This is a genomic window from Luteitalea sp. TBR-22, assembly GCF_016865485.1.
GTDB lineage: Bacteria > Acidobacteriota > Vicinamibacteria > Vicinamibacterales > Vicinamibacteraceae > Luteitalea.
Genome location: NZ_AP024452.1, coordinates 401,787 through 422,848, shown reverse-complemented (window position 1 = coordinate 422,848; position 21,062 = coordinate 401,787). Strand labels below are relative to the sequence as shown.

General features: G+C 68.7%; 16 protein-coding genes. 9 read left to right on the top strand and 7 right to left on the bottom strand.

Going from position 1 to position 21,062, the window contains the following annotated elements; all coding sequences use genetic code 11:
- Nucleotides 1–23: 23 nt before the first annotated feature.
- The gene (locus TBR22_RS01800) at nucleotides 24–1,079 is read right to left on the bottom strand and encodes a hypothetical protein (RefSeq protein ID WP_239491240.1); all 1,056 of its coding nucleotides are present in this window, start codon (nucleotides 1,077–1,079) and stop codon (nucleotides 24–26) included.
- 117 nt (nucleotides 1,080–1,196) lie between these two features.
- On the opposite strand from TBR22_RS01800, the gene TBR22_RS01795 reads away from it, so the two are divergent.
- From TBR22_RS01795 to TBR22_RS01785, 3 genes are read left to right on the top strand one after another with little or no spacing between them, the layout of a single operon-like run.
- Nucleotides 1,197–2,240 (top strand): AI-2E family transporter, encoded by a 1,044-nt coding sequence (locus tag TBR22_RS01795; RefSeq protein WP_239491239.1) that lies wholly within the window; start codon nucleotides 1,197–1,199, stop codon nucleotides 2,238–2,240.
- Entirely contained in the window at nucleotides 2,237–3,478 is a 1,242-nt protein-coding gene (locus TBR22_RS01790; RefSeq protein WP_239491238.1) for a BamA/TamA family outer membrane protein, read from the top strand. Before TBR22_RS01795 ends, TBR22_RS01790 begins: the two co-directional genes overlap by 4 nt.
- Before the next feature lie 10 nt (nucleotides 3,479–3,488).
- Entirely contained in the window at nucleotides 3,489–5,216 is a 1,728-nt protein-coding gene (locus TBR22_RS01785; protein ID WP_239491237.1) for a hypothetical protein, read from the top strand.
- Between the two features lie 127 nt (nucleotides 5,217–5,343).
- Here the strand turns inward: TBR22_RS01785 and TBR22_RS01780 are convergent, their stop codons facing one another.
- Together TBR22_RS01780 and TBR22_RS01775 are read right to left on the bottom strand one after the other, a co-directional pair.
- Nucleotides 5,344–5,928, bottom strand: a complete 585-nt coding sequence (locus tag TBR22_RS01780) for a YceI family protein (RefSeq protein WP_239491236.1) — start codon at nucleotides 5,926–5,928, stop codon at nucleotides 5,344–5,346.
- A 151-nt stretch (nucleotides 5,929–6,079) separates the two neighbouring features.
- Nucleotides 6,080–6,580, bottom strand: a complete 501-nt coding sequence (locus tag TBR22_RS01775) for a GAF domain-containing protein (RefSeq protein WP_370651562.1) — start codon at nucleotides 6,578–6,580, stop codon at nucleotides 6,080–6,082.
- Nucleotides 6,581–6,753: 173 nt separating this feature from the next.
- Here TBR22_RS01775 and TBR22_RS01770 point away from each other — a divergent pair, with 173 nt between their 5' ends.
- Genes TBR22_RS01770 through TBR22_RS01755 form a run of 4 tightly spaced genes read left to right on the top strand, consistent with a single transcriptional unit; the run spans nucleotide 6,754 to nucleotide 11,034 of the window.
- Nucleotides 6,754–7,989: an efflux RND transporter periplasmic adaptor subunit gene (locus tag TBR22_RS01770; protein ID WP_239491234.1), complete on the top strand. Its 1,236-nt coding sequence runs from the start codon at nucleotides 6,754–6,756 to the stop codon at nucleotides 7,987–7,989.
- Complete coding sequence (locus TBR22_RS01765; protein WP_239491233.1) at nucleotides 7,986–8,690, top strand: ABC transporter ATP-binding protein; 705 nt, start codon at nucleotides 7,986–7,988, stop codon at nucleotides 8,688–8,690. The genes TBR22_RS01770 and TBR22_RS01765 overlap by 4 nt, the downstream gene beginning before the upstream one ends.
- A complete protein-coding gene (locus TBR22_RS01760; protein WP_239491232.1) occupies nucleotides 8,687–9,841 on the top strand; it encodes an ABC transporter permease in 1,155 nt (384 codons plus the stop codon). The genes TBR22_RS01765 and TBR22_RS01760 overlap by 4 nt, the downstream gene beginning before the upstream one ends.
- A 5-nt stretch (nucleotides 9,842–9,846) precedes the next feature.
- A complete protein-coding gene (locus tag TBR22_RS01755; protein WP_239491231.1) occupies nucleotides 9,847–11,034 on the top strand; it encodes an ABC transporter permease in 1,188 nt (395 codons plus the stop codon).
- A gap of 182 nt (nucleotides 11,035–11,216) precedes the next feature.
- Here the strand turns inward: TBR22_RS01755 and TBR22_RS01750 are convergent, their stop codons facing one another.
- Entirely contained in the window at nucleotides 11,217–11,678 is a 462-nt protein-coding gene (locus TBR22_RS01750; RefSeq protein ID WP_239491230.1) for a PaaI family thioesterase, read from the bottom strand.
- 82 nt (nucleotides 11,679–11,760) lie between these two features.
- On the opposite strand from TBR22_RS01750, the gene TBR22_RS01745 reads away from it, so the two are divergent.
- Both TBR22_RS01745 and TBR22_RS01740 read left to right on the top strand, forming a co-directional pair.
- Nucleotides 11,761–12,885 carry a hypothetical protein gene (locus TBR22_RS01745; RefSeq protein WP_239491229.1) on the top strand — a complete coding sequence of 375 codons (1,125 nt, stop codon included), beginning with the start codon at nucleotides 11,761–11,763 and terminating at the stop codon, nucleotides 12,883–12,885.
- Between the two features lie 7 nt (nucleotides 12,886–12,892).
- Nucleotides 12,893–13,990 carry a YncE family protein gene (locus TBR22_RS01740; protein ID WP_239491228.1) on the top strand — a complete coding sequence of 366 codons (1,098 nt, stop codon included), beginning with the start codon at nucleotides 12,893–12,895 and terminating at the stop codon, nucleotides 13,988–13,990.
- Between the two features lie 289 nt (nucleotides 13,991–14,279).
- On the opposite strand, the gene TBR22_RS01735 is transcribed toward TBR22_RS01740, so the two are convergent.
- The 3 genes from TBR22_RS01735 to TBR22_RS01725 all read right to left on the bottom strand — a co-directional run bounded on the left by TBR22_RS01735 (nucleotide 14,280) and on the right by TBR22_RS01725 (nucleotide 20,980).
- Complete coding sequence (locus TBR22_RS01735) at nucleotides 14,280–14,972, bottom strand: hypothetical protein (protein ID WP_239491227.1); 693 nt, start codon at nucleotides 14,970–14,972, stop codon at nucleotides 14,280–14,282.
- 113 nt (nucleotides 14,973–15,085) lie between these two features.
- Complete coding sequence (locus tag TBR22_RS01730; protein ID WP_239491226.1) at nucleotides 15,086–17,488, bottom strand: hypothetical protein; 2,403 nt, start codon at nucleotides 17,486–17,488, stop codon at nucleotides 15,086–15,088.
- Between the two features lie 246 nt (nucleotides 17,489–17,734).
- Nucleotides 17,735–20,980, bottom strand: a complete 3,246-nt coding sequence (locus TBR22_RS01725; protein WP_239491225.1) for a TonB-dependent receptor — start codon at nucleotides 20,978–20,980, stop codon at nucleotides 17,735–17,737.
- Nucleotides 20,981–21,062 lie beyond the last annotated feature (82 nt).

Below are 21,062 nucleotides of genomic sequence, written 5' to 3'. Positions count from 1 at the left end.
CCGGCTGCCGCCACACCGGTGGATCAGCGCGCTTCCAGCCTGGCCTTGGTCGTCTCCAGCGCGGCGCGCATGCCCTTCTCCGCCTCGCCTCGCACCTTGCCCCGGATGATTGATCCCAGGAAGCCGCCGAGGCCGTCGGATCGGCTGCGATTGACGTTCGCGAACCAGAAGCCCTGGCCGCGTGCCGGATCGGGGACGAGCACCCGCAGCTCGATGGCGGTCCAGAAGTAGTGGCTGGCATAGAGCATCTTCGAGACGACCGCCGTGTGCGTCGGTCGCTCCGCGATGGTGAGATGGTTGATGCGCACGGTCGGCTTGAGGCCGAACTTGGCATCCTGCCAGTACAGGAACGACTCCGAGTCCGGCAGGGTGAAGGCCGGATACTCCAGCAGGTACCGCTTGAGGTCGGGCAGGTACGTCGTGAGCGACGGCATCTGCTTCACCATCGTCGCGAACTCCTGCGCGACGAACGTCGGTCGATCGGTGTCGCGGTAGGCGGCCAGGCGAGCGTTGCCCCCTTCCAGATAGCCCGTGACGTACTCGAAGGCGATCTTGCGCAGGCCGCGTTCGGCATCGGCGGTCGCGGTCGGCCGCGACCAGTCCACCCCGTTCCTCAGGCGCGTCAGGGCATTCGCGCTCAGCTTGATCTCGCAGTCGCCGACCTTGCACTGGCGGAGGTCGGCCAGATCGTCGGCGGGCAACGTCAGCCGGTCGAAGTCCTCGAGACGGGGAGGACTGCTGATCTTCTTGGTGACCAGGAAGTTGGCGCCCTTCTCGAACTGCTCGATGTCGCGCACCGCCGCGACGTAGCGCGCGATGGGGGCATCGACCCAGACCGCGCCGAAGATCGCCACCTCCTTCGAGGGGTCGCTCTGCATGAGCTTGGTCACCGGCGACCCGGCCAACAGCTGCTGCTGCTCGGCGGAGGTGAGCCGGACGTGGGCCTGGATGTACTCGGCAAGCCGCGCCGGAAGGGGTGGGGTTGCCGTCGCGGGCCGGCCCCGCGCCCGCGTGCGGTCCGAGCCGCACACGATCACGATCGCCGCAAGTGCCACCAGCAGAAGCTTCCTGCCCGTCATCGCCGACCCTCCAGTCGTCACTGATGAGAGTCCTGACGGTATCCGCGTGGCGACCGGCGGCCCAGTCACCTCTTGTGATTACTCGACAAGCTGTCCGATTGCGCTTACCAAAGCGGCATGCGCGACTTCGCCGTCGCTCCGCGCCAGCGACCGCTTCTCTACGGGCTCGTGCTGCTGGGGGTCTATCTCTCCTGGCTGGTGCTCGGCACGTTCGTCGTCGCCCTGACCTGGGCGGCCGTCCTCGCGGTGCTGTTCAGCGGCGTGCAGCAGCGGCTCGCGGCCAGGATCGGGCCGGCCCGCGCCGCCCTGGCGACGACGACGCTGGCCGGCGCGGCCGTCCTGCTCCCGACCGGCCTGTTCCTGTCGGCGCTCGCCACCGAGTTGCCGCATGCGGCCACGTACCTGCAGCAGACGGGGTCGGACGCGCCACGACACGTGCGGGAAGCCTGGGGCGCGATTCGCACACGCGTGCCGGTCGCCCTGCCGGAGAACCCGACCGCCCTGCTCGGCGACGCGGCGCATCGGGCGATCGCCCTGCTGGCGCCGAGAGTCGGCTCGTTGGCGGCAGACGCGGTCGCCACGATCGGCGACCTGCTCGCCATGCTGTTCGCGCTCTTCTTCCTGCTGCGCGACGGCGACATGCTGGCCAGGCGCCTGCAGGACGTGCTGCCCATGCGCCGCACCGACAGCGAGCGCCTGATGCGCGAGACGCGCGAGATGGTCGTCGCCAGCGTCGGCGCCGGCGCCATCGTCGCCCTGGCACAGGGGACGATCGGGGGCGTCGCGTTCTGGGCGCTGTCGATCGGGCCGCCGCTGTTCTGGGGCTGCGTCCTGGCTTTCGCCTCGCTGTTGCCCGTGGTAGGCGCCGCGCTCGTGTGGGTGCCCATCGGTGTCGTGCTGGTGATCACCGGCGAGGTCTGGCGTGGCGTGGCGCTGCTGCTGGTCGGCAGTCTCGGCATCAGCATGGCCGACAACGTGTTGCGCCCGTGGCTGCTCAGCGGGCGCACGCAGATCAACGGACTCGTGATCTTCTTCGGCCTCCTTGGCGGCGTGGCCGCCTTCGGCTTCATCGGGCTGGTGATCGGCCCGATCATCCTCGTCCGCACCCACACCCTGCTCGGCATCGCGAGGCGCCCCGCGCTGCGGGACGACGTGGCATGACCAGCGTGGCGACGCATCGCCGCGGCTCGGGCTGGAGGGCGGTGGTGCCCGGACTCGCGGCAGCCTGCGCGCTGTGGAACGCGACTCCCGTCCAGGCACAGCCGGACGGCGCGACTGGGCCGGCGGAGGCCATCGCGATCCGGCAGCGCGAGAAGGCGACGCAACTTCAGCCGCACGTTCCCGGGCGCGTCGAACGAATCCTCGATCGCGTTGAAGGTGCCCTGCTCGGCGAGCGACCATCGGCCTGGCACCCGTTCTTCGACAACGCGTACCAGGGCGGCGGACTGACGCTCGGAGCCGGGCATCGCTCGTCGGTCGGCCGCCACGGCCTGCTCGACGCGCGTGGGAGCCTGACGGTCAGGGGCTACGTCCGGGCGGAGGTCGAGTACGTGACGCCGCTGCCGGGGCCGCGGACGGAACTGCTGGCCCTGGCCGGATGGCGCCGGGCGACACAGGTGGGGTTCTTCGGACTCGGGACCTCGGCGACCTCCGAGGACGACCGTGTGAGCTACGGGTTCGAGCAGCCGTACGCGCAGGTGCAGATCGGCGCACGCCCGGTGGCCCCGCTGAGGGTGGCCGCCGGCCTCGAGTACAGCCACTGGACCGTCGTGAGCGGGTCCGGCGATGCGCCGTCTATCGAGGAGGCGTACGGGCCGCAGGATCTGCCCGGTCTCGGGACCAGCCCGGCGTACCTGCAGCCCTTCGTCCAGGTCGGGCTGGACACCCGCCGCGAGGACGGCCAGGCGCGGGCCGGCACCCTGGTCATGACCCGCGCCTCGGCGCACCACACGCGCGACGGTGCACTGTCGTTCCGCCGCATGGTGTACGAGGCCGTGCACCACCAGCCGGTGCTGCAGGACCTCTGGGTGCTCTCGCTGCGCACTCGGGTCGAGACGACGCACCCGGCCACCGGTGATGCGGTGCCGTTCTTCCTGCTCCCGTCACTGGGAGGGGGCGACACGCTGCGCGGATTCACGAGCTGGCGCTTCCGCGATCGTCACAGCCTGCTGTTGAGCGCCGAGTGGCGCGTCATGGTCAATCGCTTCATCGAGGTCGCGGCGTTCGGCGATGCGGGAAAGGTGGTGAGCGAGACGCGCCGTCTCGACCTGCAAGAGCTCGAGAGCGACTTCGGGCTGGGCGTACGGCTGCACGGCGTTCGTTCGACGTTCCTGCGTGTCGACCTGGCCCGCAGCCACGAGGGGCTCATGGTGGTCTTCGCGGCCGGCGTGCCGTTCTGATTGGTGCCCGATGTCACGCCACACTTGCGCCGCCATCCATCGCGTCGCCGCACTGGCGGCGTGTCTCGCGCTGCTCGGCGCCGCCGACAGGCCACCCGCGGCCCGCGTCCACCGCGACTCTCCCCTCACCAGTGAGCCGGAAACCCAGGACGCCAGGGGGGCACGCCCGGTGCCCCACGGTCGCTTGTACGAAGTGGCACGGGACCTCACCGTCACTCGCACCTCCACGCCCACCGGCACGCGGGCGCTGAACGTGAATTCGATCGACGACGTACCCGATTCGAGCTGGTTCACCAACCAGGCGCGCGATGTGCCCGAATCGGACGAGGTGCTGCGACCAGCGACGTGCATGACCTGTCCGGGCGCCGCCGAGGATGCAGCCCCCACGCAGGACGCGTCGCTGCAGGTCGTCGCCATCGACGCGAGCACCGCGCCACGCCTCACGGCGCGGGATGCCGATGGCGCCATGTGGGACGTCGTCTTCGACCCGGTGTCGCACCCCGAGACCGTGACCGGCACGACGGTGGTGGTTGCCACCCTGCTGCGGCAGGTCGGCTACCACCACGCGCGCTGGTCGATCGTCAGGCTGCGGCCGCACGGTCTGCAGCCTGCCGCCGGCGCCACCATCACCACGCGCACGGGCCGTGTCGTGCCGCTGCGCCCGTCCGACATCGCGGCCCTCCTGCGGGGCGCCGCGCCGCACGACGACGGAACCTACCGTGCGGCCGTGGCCCGGCGGCCACCTGGCGTGCGGCTCGGCGCGTTCCGGTTCCGCGCGACCCGGCCCGACGATCCCAACGACGTCATCCCACACGAGCACCGCCGTGAACTCCGCGCGCTGCGTGTCGTCGGCGCGTGGCTGAACCTGACGCGCCTCGGCCCGCGGATGACACAGGACGTCCTGCAACCTCGCGCGGACGGCCGCCACGTCATCCGCCACTACCTCGAGGGGGCCGGCATGGGACTCGGCGTGGCCGACGGGCGCCCGCACGGCGCACGCGAGGGCATCGAGTACCTGTACGACCCTGGCCCGATGCTGCAGCGGCTGTGGACGTTCGGCCTGCGTCGCCCCGACTGGCATGCGCGCGAGGCGCCCATCGAGCGCGGCATCGGCCGCGTGCCTGCCGACGGCTTCGACCCGCGCGCCTGGCGCCCGCTCGTCCCCAATCAGGCCTTCGTCGAGATGCGCAGCGATGACGCCTCGTGGGCCGCGCGCCGCATCGTGGGGTTCACCGATGCACGGTTGCGGGAGGTCGTCGCGCTCGCGCGCTACTCCAGCGAGGCCACGAGCAGGCGACTGGTCGACCTGCTCGCCTCGCGCCGGGACGCGATCGGACGGGCCTGGTTGACGGCCGATGCCGCGGTGACCAGACCGGCGCTGGCCCTCGACGGGACGTTGACGTACGCCGATGCCTCCGTCGAGGCTGGGCTCGTGGAGCGAACGCCCTCGCGCCGCATCCGCTGGGGACTGTTCGACAACGAGACCGGCACGACGACGCGACGTGGCGCGGCCGTCGCCGATGGCGGCGGAGTCGCGCTGCCAGAAGCGACGTCGCTGCCGGTCGGCTCGCACCTATGGGTCGGCATGCACGACGTGAACGACCCGGCCGCCGGCGACGGGAGCGTCGACGCGAATGGCGAAGAGGAACCGGCGGTCACGTTGGTCTTCAGGCGAGGTGATGAGCGCTGGACACTCGTCAGCCTGGAGAGACGGGGCCCTCACCGGGTGGAACCTTGAGAGGGCATTCCTGTGGTAGGGCGCGGTCTCCCGAGGTAGGGCGCGGTTTCCGACCGCGCCGTTAGCAGGACGATGTCACCAACGGCGGGGTGGGACACCCCGCCCTACCCATTTGGTGCGCGACGCCTTACTGCTTGATCAGCTCGAGTTCGAGCGTGATCCTGACCTCGTCGCTCACCACGTACCCGCCGCCGTCCATCGTGCGGCTCCAGCTCACGCCGTAGTCCTGGCGGTTGATCGTCGTCGTCGCGGTGGCGCCGATGCGCTGGGCGTTCTGCACGGTGACCGGATCGGTCGGGCCGTCCACGTCGAGCACGACCTCCTTCGTCTTGCCGCGCATCGTCAGGTCGCCGATCAGCTTGAACTTGCCCTTGCCGACCGCCTCCGCGCGCTTGCTCTTGAACGTGATCCTGGGGTGGTTGACCGCGTCGAAGAAGTCCGGGCTCTTGAGGTGCGCGTCGCGCTTCTCGTTGTCGGTGGTGATGGTGGTGGCGTCGATGACCGCATCGGCCTTCACGCTCGCGACGTTCTTGCCGTCGTACACGATCGTGCCTTCGAGCTTGCCGAAGCGGCCGTGCACGTTGCTCACCATCATGTGGCGGACCGTGAACGAGGCCGTGGAATGGGCGGTGTCGATCTTCCAGGTCTGGGCGGCGGCTGGGGTCGCGAGCATCGCGACGGCGGCGGCGGCAAGGGCAAGACGAGCAACCATGGGTCAACTCCTGAATCTGTGTCGAACGGGGCGACGGGTGTCCATGCCGCCCCGACTGGTGGACGCATCACGAGGCCAGCCAACCGGCCCCGTTCCCTCATCGTAGACGTTCGAGAGGCGATGCGCGTTACAACACGCATCGTTATGCGTGTTATGACACAGATCGCAGGTCCGTGCAAGCTTCGAGCGTCCGGACCAACGCCTCGAACCCTTCCTGGTCGGCCTGGCTGAACCGGGCCAGGCTCGGACTGTCGAGATCCAGGACGCCCACGACGCGCCCAGCGTGGCGGATCGGCACCACCAGTTCCGACCGCGAGTCGCCATCGCAGGCGATGTGTCCGGGAAACGCGTGGACGTCCTCGACCAGCACGGAGGCGTCGCGCGCCACCGCCGTGCCGCACACGCCCTTCCCCACCGCGATGCGCACGCAGGCCGGCTTGCCCTGGAACGGCCCCAGCACCAGCTCGCTCTCGGAGCGGCGGAGATAGAATCCAGCCCAATTCAGGTCAGGCGTGGTGTGCCAGATGAGCGCGGCGGCATTGGCGAGGTTCGCGACGAGATCACGCTCGTCGCCGAGCAGGGCCTGCAGTTGCGCACGCAGTTCCGCGTGGAACGTCGCTGGGTCGGCGCTGAGTGAGGGAACGTGGAACATGCCCCCAGTGTGAAGCGAGCCGTTCGAAATCGGAACGTCGAAACAGCCGGCCCGGCGCCCTCGCCGCTCGCCGGGCGACAGCGTGCGTTCGCCGATGAACCCGAACGTCGCGCGCAGTCTATCGTCAATGACCATCGACGACGGCACGTGCGGTGCCGTCTGGGGACATCTCCGTGAACGATCTCAGCGCCGACCTCGCGTCACTCAAGCTCGATCGGAGCGCCCGGCAGGGCGCCGGGGGACGGCGCCGCTGGCTGCTCGGCCTCGTGTTGCTGGCTGTCGCCGGCGCCGGTTGGTGGGCCTGGACGCGCCCCCGCCCGACGCCCGTGAGAACCGCGGCCGTCGTCGCGCGCCGACCGGGCACGACCGGGAGCGGCGACGATGCCGTGCTCAACGCTTCGGGGTACGTGACGGCGAGGCGGCGGGCCACGGTGTCGTCGCGCGTCACCGGGAAGGTCGTCTCGATCCACGTGGAGGAAGGCATGGCGGTCACGCAGGGACAGGTCCTCGCCCGTCTCGACGACTCCACCGCCCGCGCGCTCCTGCAGCTGGCAGAGGCTCAGCTGGCGTCGGCGCGCACGCAACTCACCGAGACGGAAGTGCGGATCCGTGAGGCAGAACTCGCGCTGGGCCGTCAGCAGCGACTCGCCAAGGAGAACCTCGTGCCCGCCGCCGACGTCGACACCGCGACGGCACAGGTCGATGCGCTGCGCGCCCGCCTGCAGGCGGCGCGCCAGGACGTGAACGTCGCCGAGCAGCAGGTCGCGGTGCGCCGCACCGATCTCGACGACACGATCATCCGCGCTCCGTTCAGCGGCAAGGCCGTGTCCAAGGACGCGCAGCCGGGCGAGATGATCTCGCCCGTGTCGGCCGGCGGCGGCTTCACCCGCACCGGCATCTGCACCATCGTCGACATGACCTCGCTCGAGATCGAGGTCGACGTCAACGAGAGCTACATCACGCGCGTGTCCGACGGGCAACCCGTGCGCGCCGTGCTCGACGCCTACCCCGACTGGCAGATCCCGGCACACGTGATCACCACGGTGCCGACGGCGGATCGCCAGAAGGCCACCGTGCTCGTCCGCATCGGCTTCGATGCCCTCGATACTCGCCTGCTGCCCGACATGGGCGTCAAGGTGACCTTCCTCAAGCCGGGGCAGGTGGCGGGGGCCGGCACGCGCGAGGCGCCGTCGCTCTGGGTGCCGACGACCGCCCTGCGTCGCGAAGGTGACCGCACGTGGGTCCTGCTCGCCAGCCAGGGCCGGGTCACCCGGCGCGCCGTCGAAACGGGCGGCACGAGCGGAGCCGACACGCAGATCACGTCGGGCCTCGTCGCGGGTGACCGCGTCGTCGTCGACCCACCGGCCACGCTGACCGATGGCGCCGCCATCGAGGAGACCACGAAATGAACGCTCCAGCCACCTCGTCGCCGCTCGTGAAGGTCCGCCAGTTGGAGAAGACGTACCGCCGCGGCAGCGAGCGCATCGCCGTGCTGCAGGGGGTCGACCTCGACATCGCACCAGGCGAGTTCCTTGCCCTGATGGGCCCCTCCGGATCGGGCAAGACGACGTTGCTCAACCTGTTGGGCGGCCTCGACCAGCCGACCGCCGGCAGCATCGAGGTGGGCGGCCAGCGCATCGATGCCCTGTCCTCGTCGGCGCTGGCGCGATGGCGCGCGGAGCACGTCGGGTTCGTGTTCCAGTTGTACAACCTGCTGCCGGTCCTCACGGCGCAGCGCAACGTCGAGCTGCCGTTGCTGCTCACGCGGTTGTCCGGGGCCGAACGTCGGAAGCGGGCGTCGATTGCGCTGTCGGTGGTGGGGCTGTCCGAGCGCGCCAGCCACTATCCGCGCCAGCTCTCGGGCGGCCAGGAGCAGCGCGTCGGCATCGCGCGCGCCATCGTCACCGATCCGACGCTCCTGCTCTGCGACGAGCCGACGGGCGACCTCGATCGCAAGTCGGGCGACGAGATCCTGGCGCTGCTCAGCACCCTCAACCGCGAGCACGGCAAGACCATCGTCATGGTGACGCACGACCCGCACGCCGCCGCGTGTGCCTCGCGCCTGGTGCACCTCGAGAAGGGCCTGCTGGTGCAGGAGGTGGCGGCGTGAAGTACCTTCACCTGGTGTGGCGGGGCCTGCTGCGGCGCAAGCTGCGCACGCTCTTCACGGCGCTGTCGATCTTCATCGCCTTCCTGCTGTTCGGCGCGCTCATGGCGTTGCGCGTCGCCTTCGGCATGGGCGTCGATCTGGCGGGTCAGGACCGGCTCGTGATGATCCAGAAGGTGTCGTTCATCCAGCCGCTGCCCCTGAGCTACATGAATCGCATCGCCGCGACGCCCGGGGTGTCTGGGGTGACGCACTCGAGCTGGTTCGGCGGCATCTACCAGGACCCGAAGAACTTCTTCGCGCAGTTTGCCGTCGATCCCGAGTCATGGCTGGCCATGTACCCGGAGTACGTGCTGCCGGACGCCCAGAAGCAGGCATGGTTTGCCGATCGGACCGGGGCGGTCGTGGGTCGGGCGCTCGCCGATCGCTTCGGTTGGAAGGTCGGCGACCGGGTTCCATTGAGGGGCACGATCTGGCGCACCGCCGACGACGCCCCCTGGACCTTCACCATCGACGGCATCTACGAGGCGGGCACCAAGGGCACCGACACCACGCAGTTCTTCTTCCATTACGCCTACTTCAACGAGACGCGCACGTTCGGCAAGGACCTGACGGGCTGGTACGTCGTGCGGGTGGCTGATCCGCGGCAGTCCGAGGACGTGGCGGCGCGGCTCGATGCGCTGTTCGCCAACTCGTCGTCGGAGACCAAGACGTCCACCGAGAAGGCGTTCGTCCAGGCGTTCGCCAAGCAGATCGGCGACATCGGCAGCATCCTGATGGCCATCCTCGCCGCCGTGCTGTTCACCATCCTGCTGGTGGCGGCCAACACCATGGCGCAGGCGGTGCGCGAGCGGACCAACGAGCTGGCGATCATGAAGACGCTCGGCTTCGGCGACGGCCAGTTGCTCGGGCTGGTGCTGATGGAGTCGGTGATGCTCGCCGTCATCGGCGGCGGTGCCGGCCTGCTGGTCGCGTGGCTCATCACGCAGCAGGGTGACCCGACGGGCGGTCTCCTGCCGGCGTTCTTCCTGCCGACGCGCGACCTCGTGCTCGGCGTCGGGCTGATTGTCGCGCTCGGCATCGCCGCGGGCCTGCTGCCCGCCTGGCAGGCCGGTCGCCTTCGCATCGTCGACGCGCTGCGGCGCCAGGGGTGATCGCCATGCAGGCACTCTCGCAGATCCTCGCCATCACGGCCGTCAACGTCCGCAGCATCCCGCAGCGCCTCGGCTCCTCCATCGTGGCCATCGTCGGCATCGCCGGCGTCGTGGTGGTGTTTGTCGCCGTGCTCTCGATCGCCCAGGGCTTCCGGGCCGCGATGACCACGGCCGGCGATCCTCGGACGGCCATCGTGATGCGTGCCGGCACCGACTCGGAGCTGTCGAGCATCCTGATGCGCGAGCACACGCAGCTGGTGAAGGACGCGCCCGGTCTCGCGCAGGGCCCCGATGGTCCCGTCGCGTCCGCCGAGCTCTTCGTGATCGTCAACCACCCCAAGCGCTCGACCGGCAGCGACGCCAACGTGCCGCTGCGCGGCGTGGAGCCGGGCGCGTTCGCGGTCAGGCCGCGGCTGCGCATGGTCGAGGGCCGGCCCTTCCAGCCGGGACGCAACGAGATCATCGTCGGGCGGGCTGCCGCGGGCCAGTTCACGGGGCTGGAGGTGGGCCGCGACGTGCGCTGGGGCGAGAACGTGTGGAAGGTCGTCGGCGTGTTCGAAGCCGACGGCGCCATCTCCGAATCGGAGATCTGGTGCGATGCACGCGTACTGCAGGGCGCGTACCGGCGAGGCGACTCGTTCCAGTCGGTGTACGTGCAGCTCGAGCGCGAGGATGGGCTCGAGGCGTTCAAGGCGGCGCTCGCGGCCGACCCGCGCCTCAACGTGATGGCGCAGCGCGAGACCGACTACCTGGCCGAACAGTCGACGGTGCTGCAGACGATCATCCGCACGATCGGCTTCGTGATCGCGGGGTTGATGGGCATCGGCGCGGTGTTCGGCGCGATCAACACGATGTACAACGCGGTGGCCAGCCGCACGCGCGAGATCGCCACCTTGCGGGCGCTCGGCTTCGGGGCCCTGTCGATCGTCGCGTCGGTGATGGCGGAGTCGGCGGTGCTCGCGCTCATCGGCGGCATCGCCGGCGGCCTGCTCGCGTGGGGCGTGTTCGACGGCTACCGCACGTCGACGATGAACTTCCAGTCGTTCAGCCAGGTGGCGTTCGCGTTCCGGGTGACGCCGGCCCTGCTGGTCCAGGGCCTCGCGTGCGCCCTCGTCATGGGCTTTCTGGGCGGCATCCTGCCGGCCATCCGCGCCGCCCGCCTGCCGATCGTCAACGCGCTCCGCGAACTCTGAGCGCGTTGACGAAGGAACGAAGGTAGAAGAGCAGAAGAGTAGAAGGCAAATCGGGAAGGCGGAAGAAAGAGCAAGCACGAAGCCCTCAAGAAGGTGAAGCCTTCAACCCTTCGGTGCTTCCCCCTTGGCCCTTCCCGCTCTGCCTTCTTTCCTTCTGTCCTTCTACTCTTCTACCCTTCGCTCTACCACCTGTGATACGCCGGGTGGCCCGGCTTGACGGCGACGAACACGCCGCGGCACGTCGCCGTCACGCGGCCGGCCGCTTCGAGCGTGCCCTCGACGGTACACCGGTCGTCGGTGGCCTCGACGACGCGTGCCACCAGGTGGAGTGGGCCGTCGATTGGCGTCGGGCGCTTCATCTCGATGGTGTAGCTCGCCGTGACGGTGCATGGCGGGTGGTCCAGCCCGAGGCGCTTCATCAGGTGCCATGCGGCCGCCCAGTTGCAGTGGCAGTCGAGGATGCTGCCGATGATGCCGCCGTTGACCATCCCGGGGAAGGCATGATGGTGCGGCGCGGGGGTCCAGTCGCACACGACCCGGTCGCCGTCGACGACGCTGCGCACCTGCAGGCCCTGCGGGTTGGCGGGACCACAGCCGTAGCAGATACTTGACGGCGCGTACTGCTCCTGCAGGCTCGTTGTCACCAGATGATGGTAGCCGCTGGTAGGTCGACCGCGTCACGTTCGGCGGGCCGGCGTCCACTCTCTCGATGGAGGACTCCAACTCATGACGTCAAGGATCGTGCTCGGCCTCGTTCTGTCGGTGCTCGTCGCCGCGCCTGTCGGCCTCGGCGCCCAGTTCGGCGGGCTGCTGAAGAAGAAGGCTGCCGACGTCCTCAAGGGCAAGCCGGCCCCCACCGAGACGACGACCGAGCCCGCGCCGACACCCGCGCCGGCCCCCGCACCGGCGACCACCGCCGCACCCGCCACGACGCCGGCGACCGGCACGTCGAGCGCCGCGGCGCCGCGCGCGGCGGCACCCGCCACGCCCTCCGACCCACTCGACCTGGCCAACTTCCGGCTGGCCGACAACGCCAACCGGGTGCTGCGTGACGAACAGCCTGGCCAACTGCCCGACGTGCCGTACCTCGGCAAGGCCACCAGCGCCGCCCTGAAGGCCCTCGACGACGGCGGGCGCGTCGCGTTCGTGCAGAAGGCCGGCGCCGCGTTGAAGTCGCTGGTGATGTCGGAGACGTTCGTCAGCGCGCACGCCGAGGCGATCAAGCGGCAGTACGACGCGGTCGACCACGGGCTGAAGGTGAGCACGCCCGACCAGATGATGAAGAAGGGCGACTTCGCCGCCTACGAGGCGTACAACAAGCGGCAGATGGCGGCCAACATCGTCGACACCGCCGAGAAGCAGTCGGGCGCGGAGATCAAGCGCATCATTCCCTTCCAGCTCGACTCGTGGCGGGAATCGGCCAGGTCGTCGACGGGACCGTCGAAAGCGCGCAGCGCCCGGATCCTGAAGGAGGCCGAAGCCATCCTGGCAATGACCGACGAGGCGGCGATACGCCGCGGCTACGCGCTGATTCGATCCCTCGAGGTGGAAGGCCCCGACACGACGGCGGCGCTGTACGCGGAGGCCGAGCAGGGCCGCAAGGAAGCCGAGCAGGTGGCGTGGAACGAGCACAACCTCAAGGGCGTGCTCAAGCAGCAGCTCACGGCCTTCGTGGCGCTGGTGCCGACCGTCGACTTCGCCGCGAAGACCGCCGACAAGAACGGACGGCAGGTGTTCGTGAGCGCCGCCCACGAGAGGCAGGGCAGCCTGTGGAAGGCCTGCTATCGCGCCGGCAAGCCGGCGGTGACCGCCGCCCAGGCCTTCGCGCAAGCCTGGCTGAAGGAACTGTGAGGACGCGATGAAGCGACGCGACTTTCTCGCGGCTGGCGCGGCGATGGCGTTGGCGCCCATGGCAGCCAGTGCCGGGGCGGCGCGGCGTTACCTGTACGTGGCGCAGCCGGGCATCAGGAACTACCAGCAGTACGGCGGTGTCGGCGTGCTCGTCTACGACATCGACGACGACTTCGCCTTCGTCCGCCGAATCCCCACGTGGGCCGTGGCCGACGGCAAGGAGGCGGTCAACGTCAAGGGCGTGGCCGCCAGCGCGCGGACCGGCCGGCTGTGGGTGACCAGCATCACGCGCCTGATCTGCATCGACCTGAACACCGACCGCGTGGTGTGGGACGTGGCGCCGGCGGGCGGCTGCGACCGGCTGTCGGTGTCGCCGGACGGCCGTACCTTGTACGTGCCCTCGTTCGAGGGACCCCACTGGAACGTCATCGACGGCCTCACCGGACGCACGATCTCGACCCTGAAGCTCGATTCGAAGGCGCACAACACGCTCTGGGGGCCGAAGGGCCGCCACGTGTACCTCGAGGGACTGGCCTCGCCGTATCTCTCGATTGCCGACGCGAGGACGCACACGGTGGTCGGGCGCGTCGGGCCGTTCTCGGCCTCGATCAGGCCGTTCACGGTCAACGCCGCGGAGACGCTGGCGTACGTGAACGTGAACGAGCGGCTCGGCTTCGAGGTCGGCGACATCCGCACCGGCAAGGTGCTGCACCAGGTGGACGTGCAGGGCGTCGAGAAGGGACCCGTGGCACGGCACGGCTGCCCCAGCCACGGCATCGGCCTCACGCCCGACGAGCGCGAGGTGTGGGTCTGTGATGGGCACAACTCGGCGCTGCACGTGTTCGACAACACCGTCATGCCGCCCCGCCAGGTGGCGACGCTGAAGGTGCGCGATCAGCCAGGGTGGGTGACCTTCAGCCTGGACGGCCGGCTGGCATTCCCGTCGACCGGCGAAGTGTTCGACGTGGCATCGAGACGGCTCGTCAAGGCCCTCCAGGACGAGACCGGCCGCCAGATCGGCAGCGAGAAACTGGTGGAGGTGCAGGTCGCCGACTCCCGCGTGGTCGCCTGCGGCGACCAGTTCGGGATCGGCAGGAAAAGGTAAGAAGAGTAGAAGAGTAGAAGGTAAAAAGGCAGAGCGGGAAGGCGGAAGGCAGGAATTCTTCAAGTCTTGAAGTCTTGAAGACGTCCGTGGACGACGGCAAGCCGACCGCCACCGGCAACTCCTTCGGCGTCGTACAAAAGGGCAAACCGCACTTGTACGGTCCGAGGCGGGCTCCGGAAGACCGGCCGGAACGCCACGTCCAGCGACGTCTTGAGGGTATGGAGCCCAAAGGAGCACCGATCGGGTGGCCGGCGGCACAGCCGCTCGCCACCCGATACACCGAGAGGAGCTACTGAGGACAGTTGGCGGTGCAGGTTACCGTTGCCGCGAACGGCACGATGTATGTCGCCTTGAACCGGTGAGTCACCTTGGCTTTCACGTTCTCCTCGAACAGGCCGGCGACGTCGCTTGTTTCCTGTGCGCACGATGAGCTGATGTCCCAGACGGCCCCTGCGACGTTGCGCCGTGTCACGCAGAGCTCGGAGCCGTAGATAGTGACGTTCTGGCTTGTGGTGTACCGGAATCCCAGCGCGTGATTGGGGTAACCCGAGCCGAGCCCGATGCGGCCGACTCTTTTGACGGTCGTGCCCTTAGGAATCGAAAGAATGTCGGGGACGAAGAAGGCTTCGTCCGCCAGCATGGTCACCCCACTGGGAACGACGACGCCGGTCGCCGTGGACTCCGGCGCGCCCAGGCGGACCGTAACGACACGGCCGGTGCTGCGGAGGTCGAGGCGGACATCGCCGGCCTCCAGACCGACCAGCGCGAGGTACGCGCCGCCACCGTCACTGGTCAGACCATCGACCGGATTTCCGCCGCTGTCGAGGCGGTCCGCGAAGGCGACTTCAGCCGTGGCGTGAGTGGGTGCGCCCCTTTTCTGGGCACTCGACGTGAGCCCCGCGGCTGCAACCAGGGCGGCAACGGCGAGGGCGTGGAGGCCGCCGTGAACGGCGCGGCGGGTGGAGAAATGACACTGGGGCATCTTGCTTACTCCTCGTGGGTGGTGGCTTGGTCCTGCAGGACAGCCAGCAGGATGGCAAGCGGCCCCGGGTCCACGTCAGTGAGGAGGGGTGAGGCGGGGGTGATGAGGTGCTTTCAGCGCCGGCCTGTCACGTTGCTGAATACCGCCGCAGGGTTGAACCCTGGTTCGGCTGCCGCAAGGGTGGCCGCGAGCATGCGTGACGACCCCGTCCCGGCCTCCGAGGTGGTTCCCTGACGTTCGAGTTGCGCCAGGCGGTCGAGACACGCCAGCCAGAAGACGACGGACGTCGGGTATGCTTCGGCGCGGCGCGACACCGCCTGCTCCAGCACGCGTCGGGCGCTTGTCACATCGCCCCTGCGCTCGAACAACACGGAGAGACGGTGCGCCGCAATGAAGTACTCCGGAGCGCCGGTCGCCTCGAGCGACGTCATGGCCCGCCTCAACTGGTCAGACCACTGCGTACCAAGCGTCTCGCCTCGAGCCACACCGAGTTCGGCTTCGGCCACTTGCCAGAAGGCCTCCAGCTGGGTGGGGCTCGCCCCCGGCACCACACTCAAAGTGCGGCTCGCCGCCATGGCAGCGGCCGACTCGCGCTCGCCTGCCCAAGCCTGCAGGATGGTCGACAAGGCGTTGGGGCGGGTGTCCTTCAGGTCCAGCGCGTGCCTCCTCAGTGCCCCGCGATCTCCCGCAGCAGCGGCGGCGATGGCCGACCACCGACTTGTGGCCACCGAATCGCCAGTGCGAAGGAAGCCGTCCGAGGCCGCGGACGGCCGGCCGGCGCTCAGCAGCAGCAAACTGACCCAAATGGCGTGCCTGCTGCTCGGCGCGACACGCGCCGCGCAGTCCACCGCGCGCAGCCATGGGCCGACATCGCCCGCGGTCCACGGATGGAACGCCTCGACGTGCTGGATTAGGCACGATGCATCCGGACCGGGATCAAGTGATCTCGCCCTGGTCAGGTACCTGTCAGCAAGCGCACGCGGCGCGCCTGAGAAGGCCAACTGCGTCGCAGTCTCGAGCGCGAGGTTGGCGTCGTTCGGCCGCAGATCGGCGTACCGCCTCCAGTAGGCGTTTGCCTGCGAGGGCCGAAGCGGAAATCCGGTGCCGGTCAGGTTACCCAGAGCCCCCGGGTGATCAGGGTGGGCCTGCACCAAAGCCTCGTAGATCTGAAGGGCCTCAGCCAGGCGACCTTCGAGATGCCGGACACTCGCCCGAATGAAGAGCCGCTCTTGTTCGCTGGCATGTGCAGCCAACGCTTCCGCCCGGCGTGCTGCGATCAAGACCTCTTCGTTGGATCTTCCCACTGCGCGAAGCGCCCACGCCAGGCGTATGTGCGCGGAAGCGAACTGTGGATCATCCGCGATCGCATCCCTGAACAGGGCTTCGGCGGCGGCCCACTTCTGCTCGTCGGCCTGCTCCAGCCCGCGCGAGTAGGCCCGCAACGCCGTTATGGAACGGGTCGCGGCAGGCTCCAGTTGCTCCCGTCGAGCATCGACATCTCGGACGAGCGACCGCACCCACGTCGCGAGGCTCGCCGCGACGGTGAATGCTTCGTCCGGCGTCTTCAGAGGCTTGCGGATGGAGGCGAGCGCACGGGTGGTGGCCGCCTCTCGCAAGCCAGCCGACACGACCAACTCGTTCCGCTGCCGTGTGACGTCGCCCGTCAGCACCACGTCGATGGCGCTGTCCCGTGCAGCAACTTCCGTCGCGAGGTCGGGCGTGAGCCGCGTCGCAGGATCGAGGCGCATCAATCGGAACGCGTCTGTGACCCGCACCCGAGGGACCGCCTGCACCATCCTCGACTCAGTCAGCGCGAACTCGATGGCGCTCTCGAGGGAGCCGACCGGCAACTCGAGCCCTGGCTCGTAGTCGAAGGGAACGATCAGGACCGACACGCGTCGTTCGCCGGGCAGAGTCGTGCGTGGCTGCTGGAGCAGCACTGCCGCAGCCAAGACCAGCACGATCGCAATGAGGCCGGCCGCGACCCAATAGGTGCGCGTCCTGGACCTGGCGGATGCTCGCCCAGAATGCTGGGGTGCTGTCGCTGGGGTCTCGGCTGGCGAGTCGCGGGCCGTGTCGTTGGAGCCCGCTCGGTCTTCGGGGAGCAGTGCCGGGGATTCGGTGCGTCGCGCGACGAACTCCGGCACGTAGCGTCCGAGCGGCAACTCGATCCGAACGTGGTCGGCGGCTCCTTCGGACTGGTAATACGCCTGCAGGCGGGCGCGCAGCCGCCTCGCCTCGGTTCGCACGATGGAGTCGAGTTTCGGGTCGAAGCTCGATGGCCGTCCGTACACCGACACGGCGATCGTGTGTTCCTTCAGCGTGTCGGCCCGGCCAGCCAGCGCCTCGTCGACGACGAACTGGAGAAACTCCTGCAAACGCGGAGACGCGCCGAACTGCTTGCTGCCCTTGACTCGCGCCACATGCGTGCCAATCGCTTCCGCGCTCACCGAGTTCCGGCAGTCCGGCATGGCTTCGAGCCGGAGTATACGCACATCGCGGAGGGTCACTGTCAAGGTGAAGCGTCGCTGCGAAGAAGACCAGCAGACCACGGAGGGAGGCGCTGGATAGAAGCCCGGTGGGCGCTGGGTTCTCGAGCGCGGCGACGTAGCGTTGACGTTGTGGGCTTCCCGGAAAAGGAACAGGGCGGGAGGGTGCAAGGAGAAGCCTTCAAGCCTTGAAGACTTCCGCCCTTCGCCCTTCCCGCCCTGCCTTCTACTCTTCTACTCTTCTACCCTTCCGTCCTTCCGAAGGTCAGGCGATCAGAAGAAGTACTTGGCCACCAGCTGGATGACCCGCGGGTCGCCGACCGTGCTGGTGATGGTGCCGAACGTCTGGCTCTGGATGTTGCGATCGGGCGGCCCGAAGTTCGGGTGGTTGAACACGTTGAACGCCTCGCCGCGCAGCAGGATGTACTGGCGGCCGAAGGTGACCAGGCGCTTGGACAGCGAGAAGTCCGCGTTCCAGTAGCTCGGCGCCCGCGCCACGCCGACGCCGGCGTTGCCGAACGTGCCCAGGGGCGCCGACTGGAAGGCCGAGCGCTCCAGCCACTTGTCGATGGTCTGGTTGGCCGGCACCGGGTCGCCGACCAGGTTCGGCCAGTCGAGCGAGCGCGTCGTCTGCCGCGACGGGCGGTTGCTGTCCTGCACCGTGATCGGGTAGCCCGTGTGGGCGGTGAAGGCGAAGCTCGTGTCCCAGCCGCCGACGATCCAGTCCAGCGCCTTGGCCATGTTGGCGCCGAACGCGCGGTCGCGACCCACCGGCAGCTGGTAGCTGCCGGCGATCGAGACGATGTGCCGGGCGTCGAAGAACGCCGGACCGTAGTTCATCTCGATGTCGTAGCTGTTGACCGGGTACGCGCCCTCGGACGCCACACCGCCGGAGCCGTAGTAGCCCAGGTTGTTCGAGTTGGCGCGGCTGAGCGTGTAGTTGGCGGTCAGGTCGAGGCCCTTCCACATCCGCTGCTTGAAGGTGGTCTGCAGCGCGTGGTAATCGCTGCGGCCACGCGACGCCGTGGTGCTGATGTCGGTGATCAGCGGGTTGAAGGCAAACAGCGGCCGCCGCGACTGCAGGCTGGGCCACGTCGCCGGGTCACCGGTGCCGGGCAGCGGCTGGTTGCCCTCGATCGGCGTCACGAGGTTGCTCGACTTGTTGCCGACGTACCCGACGTTGATCGACGTGCGCGCCCCGAGCAGGTACTCCGCGAAGACGTTCCACTGCTGCGTGAACTGCGGACGCAGGTTGGGATCCCATGCGCGCACCACCCCCGAGGGGCGGTCCAGCGCCTGCAGGCCCTGGAACCCGGTGGAGATCGTCCCGGGGTTGTTGATGTCGTAGGTCGTCTGCGACTCGAAGAAGAACGGCGGGTTCAGCGGCAGGCGCAGGTTGGCGCCCGTGCCCTCCATGTACTGCGTGATGCCGTAGCCGCCGCGGAAGACCCACTTGTCGCCGGCGCGGTAGGCGGCGCCGATGCGCGGCTCCCAGCCGTTGTAGTAGGGCTCGTAGAGGGCACGGCTGTTGCCGTTCTGCCCGGCGAACAGCTGCTGCGCGTTGGTCAGGTCGAAGTTGGCCTGCCGGTCGTCCTTCTCGACGAGCGGCGACGTGTAGCCCCAGCGCAGGCCGAGGTTCAGCGTCAGCCGGTCGGTGGCCTTGAAGTCGTCGGCGACGTAGAACGCGATGCGGTCCTGCAGGTGCGTCCAGGGCTCCGACAGCGAGCCGCGGCCCTTGCTCTGGACCTGGTCGAGCAGGAAGTCGGCGAAGGCGGCGCCCGTGAAGTTGCCGTTGTAGGTGATGAACCCGAGCTGCCCGTTGTTGCCGGAGTAGTAGCGGTCCATCACGTAGTGGTTCCAGGACCCGCCGAACTTCAGCGTGTGGCGGCCCTTCAGCCACGTGAGGCGCTCGTTGATCTGGAACACGCCGTTGTTGGTGTTGCTGCCGATGCCGATCGTCCCGATGTTGGAGACGTTGTTGCCCAGGGCGACCTGCGTCAGGCCGGGAATCGGCTGATCGCCGCCGATACCGAGCTGGTTGTTCAACGCGCCGAGGCCGCGCAGGTCGAGCGGAGCGCTGTTGAACGAGTTGTCGTTGTAGCCGATCAGCAGGTCGTTGACGATGTTGGCGCCGAAGATGCGGTTCCAGTTGCCGGCCACGCTCCAGAACGGGTTCTCGGAGATCGACCCGTACAGGAGCGGCATCGCCGTCTGCTCGGTCTCGGCAAAGTGCGTCTGGCGCGAGAAGCGGACGTACGTCTTGTCGTTGGTCGAGGCGTTCCAGTCGACCTTGAAGTCGTACTGGTTGGTGCGCTCCGAGGAGGCGGACTTGCCCAGGTAGTTCTGGCGGAAGTCCGAGATCGCCCGGTTCACGTTGGCCCGCGGATAGAGCGCCTCGTTGGCCAGCAGGTTGCGCGCGAACGTGCTGAAGCGCGAGACGGGGATCTGGTTGTTCGGGAACGGCTGCCCGGTGAGCGGGTCGCGCACGACGATGTTGCTCGCCAGCAGGCTGCTCAGGTCGCCGTTGCGCCACGCGTCGGGGATGACCGTCGTGAACGAATCGGCAGGCGGGTTCTCGAGCCGGCCGCCCTGGTAGTCGGCGAAGAAGAACAGCTTGCCCTTGGCGATCGGGCCGCCGATCGTGCCGCCGAAGATGTCGCGCGTGAAGCCGGCCTTCCTGCCCCCGAACCGGTTGGTGGCCCACGGGGTCGCCGCCAGCTCGTTGTCGCGCCAGTACCAGAAACCGTTGCCCTGCACGCGGTTGGTGCCTGACTTGAGCACCATGTTGACGATGGCGCCGGCGACGTTGCCCTGCTCGACCGAGTAGTTGTTGGTCTCGACGCTCACCTGCTCCACCGCGTCCGGACTCGGCTGGTAGGCGATGAGGTTGTCGATGGCGTCGTTCATGTCGACGCCGTCGAGCATGAAGTTGTTGCCCTGCTCGCGCTGCCCGTTCACGTACGGGCGACCGCCGCCGGTGTTCTTCAGGCTGTTGAAGGACGAGGGATTGGGCGAGGTGACCCCGGCGGTGTACAGCGTCGCCGTCGAGAGGTTGCGGCCCTGGATCGGCAGCTTCTCCACCTGCTCGCGCTCCATCTTCGCGCCGACCACCGCGTTCTCCGTCTGGAGCACCGCGCTGGTCGCCGTGACCTCGACCGACTCGGTCAGGCTGCCGACCTCGAGCGCCGCATCCACGCGCGCCGTCTGGCCCGCCGACAGGCTGACGTTGGTGGTGACCGTCTTGAAGCCCGAGAGCTCCACCTTGACCTGGTAGGCCCCGATCGGGAGGGCGTTGATGGTGTACACCCCCGCCTCGTTCGAGACGCCCGTGTAGGGGACGTTCGTGGCCGTATTGGTTGCCGTGACCGACGCGCCGGGGACCGCCGCCCCCTGGCCGTCCGACACGATGCCGGTGACGGTGGCCAGGCCCGACTGCGCCCAGGCCGCCGACCCGGTGGCCGCGAGGACGGCCAGCGCACACAGCGCTCGCGTCAACGTCCCCTTCATGATTGCTGTCATCGCACTCCTCCCGCAGGGTGAAAGATGAAGAAGGGTACGGGTAACTTCGTCACAGTTCAAGTCAAAGGGGACGACCATGACG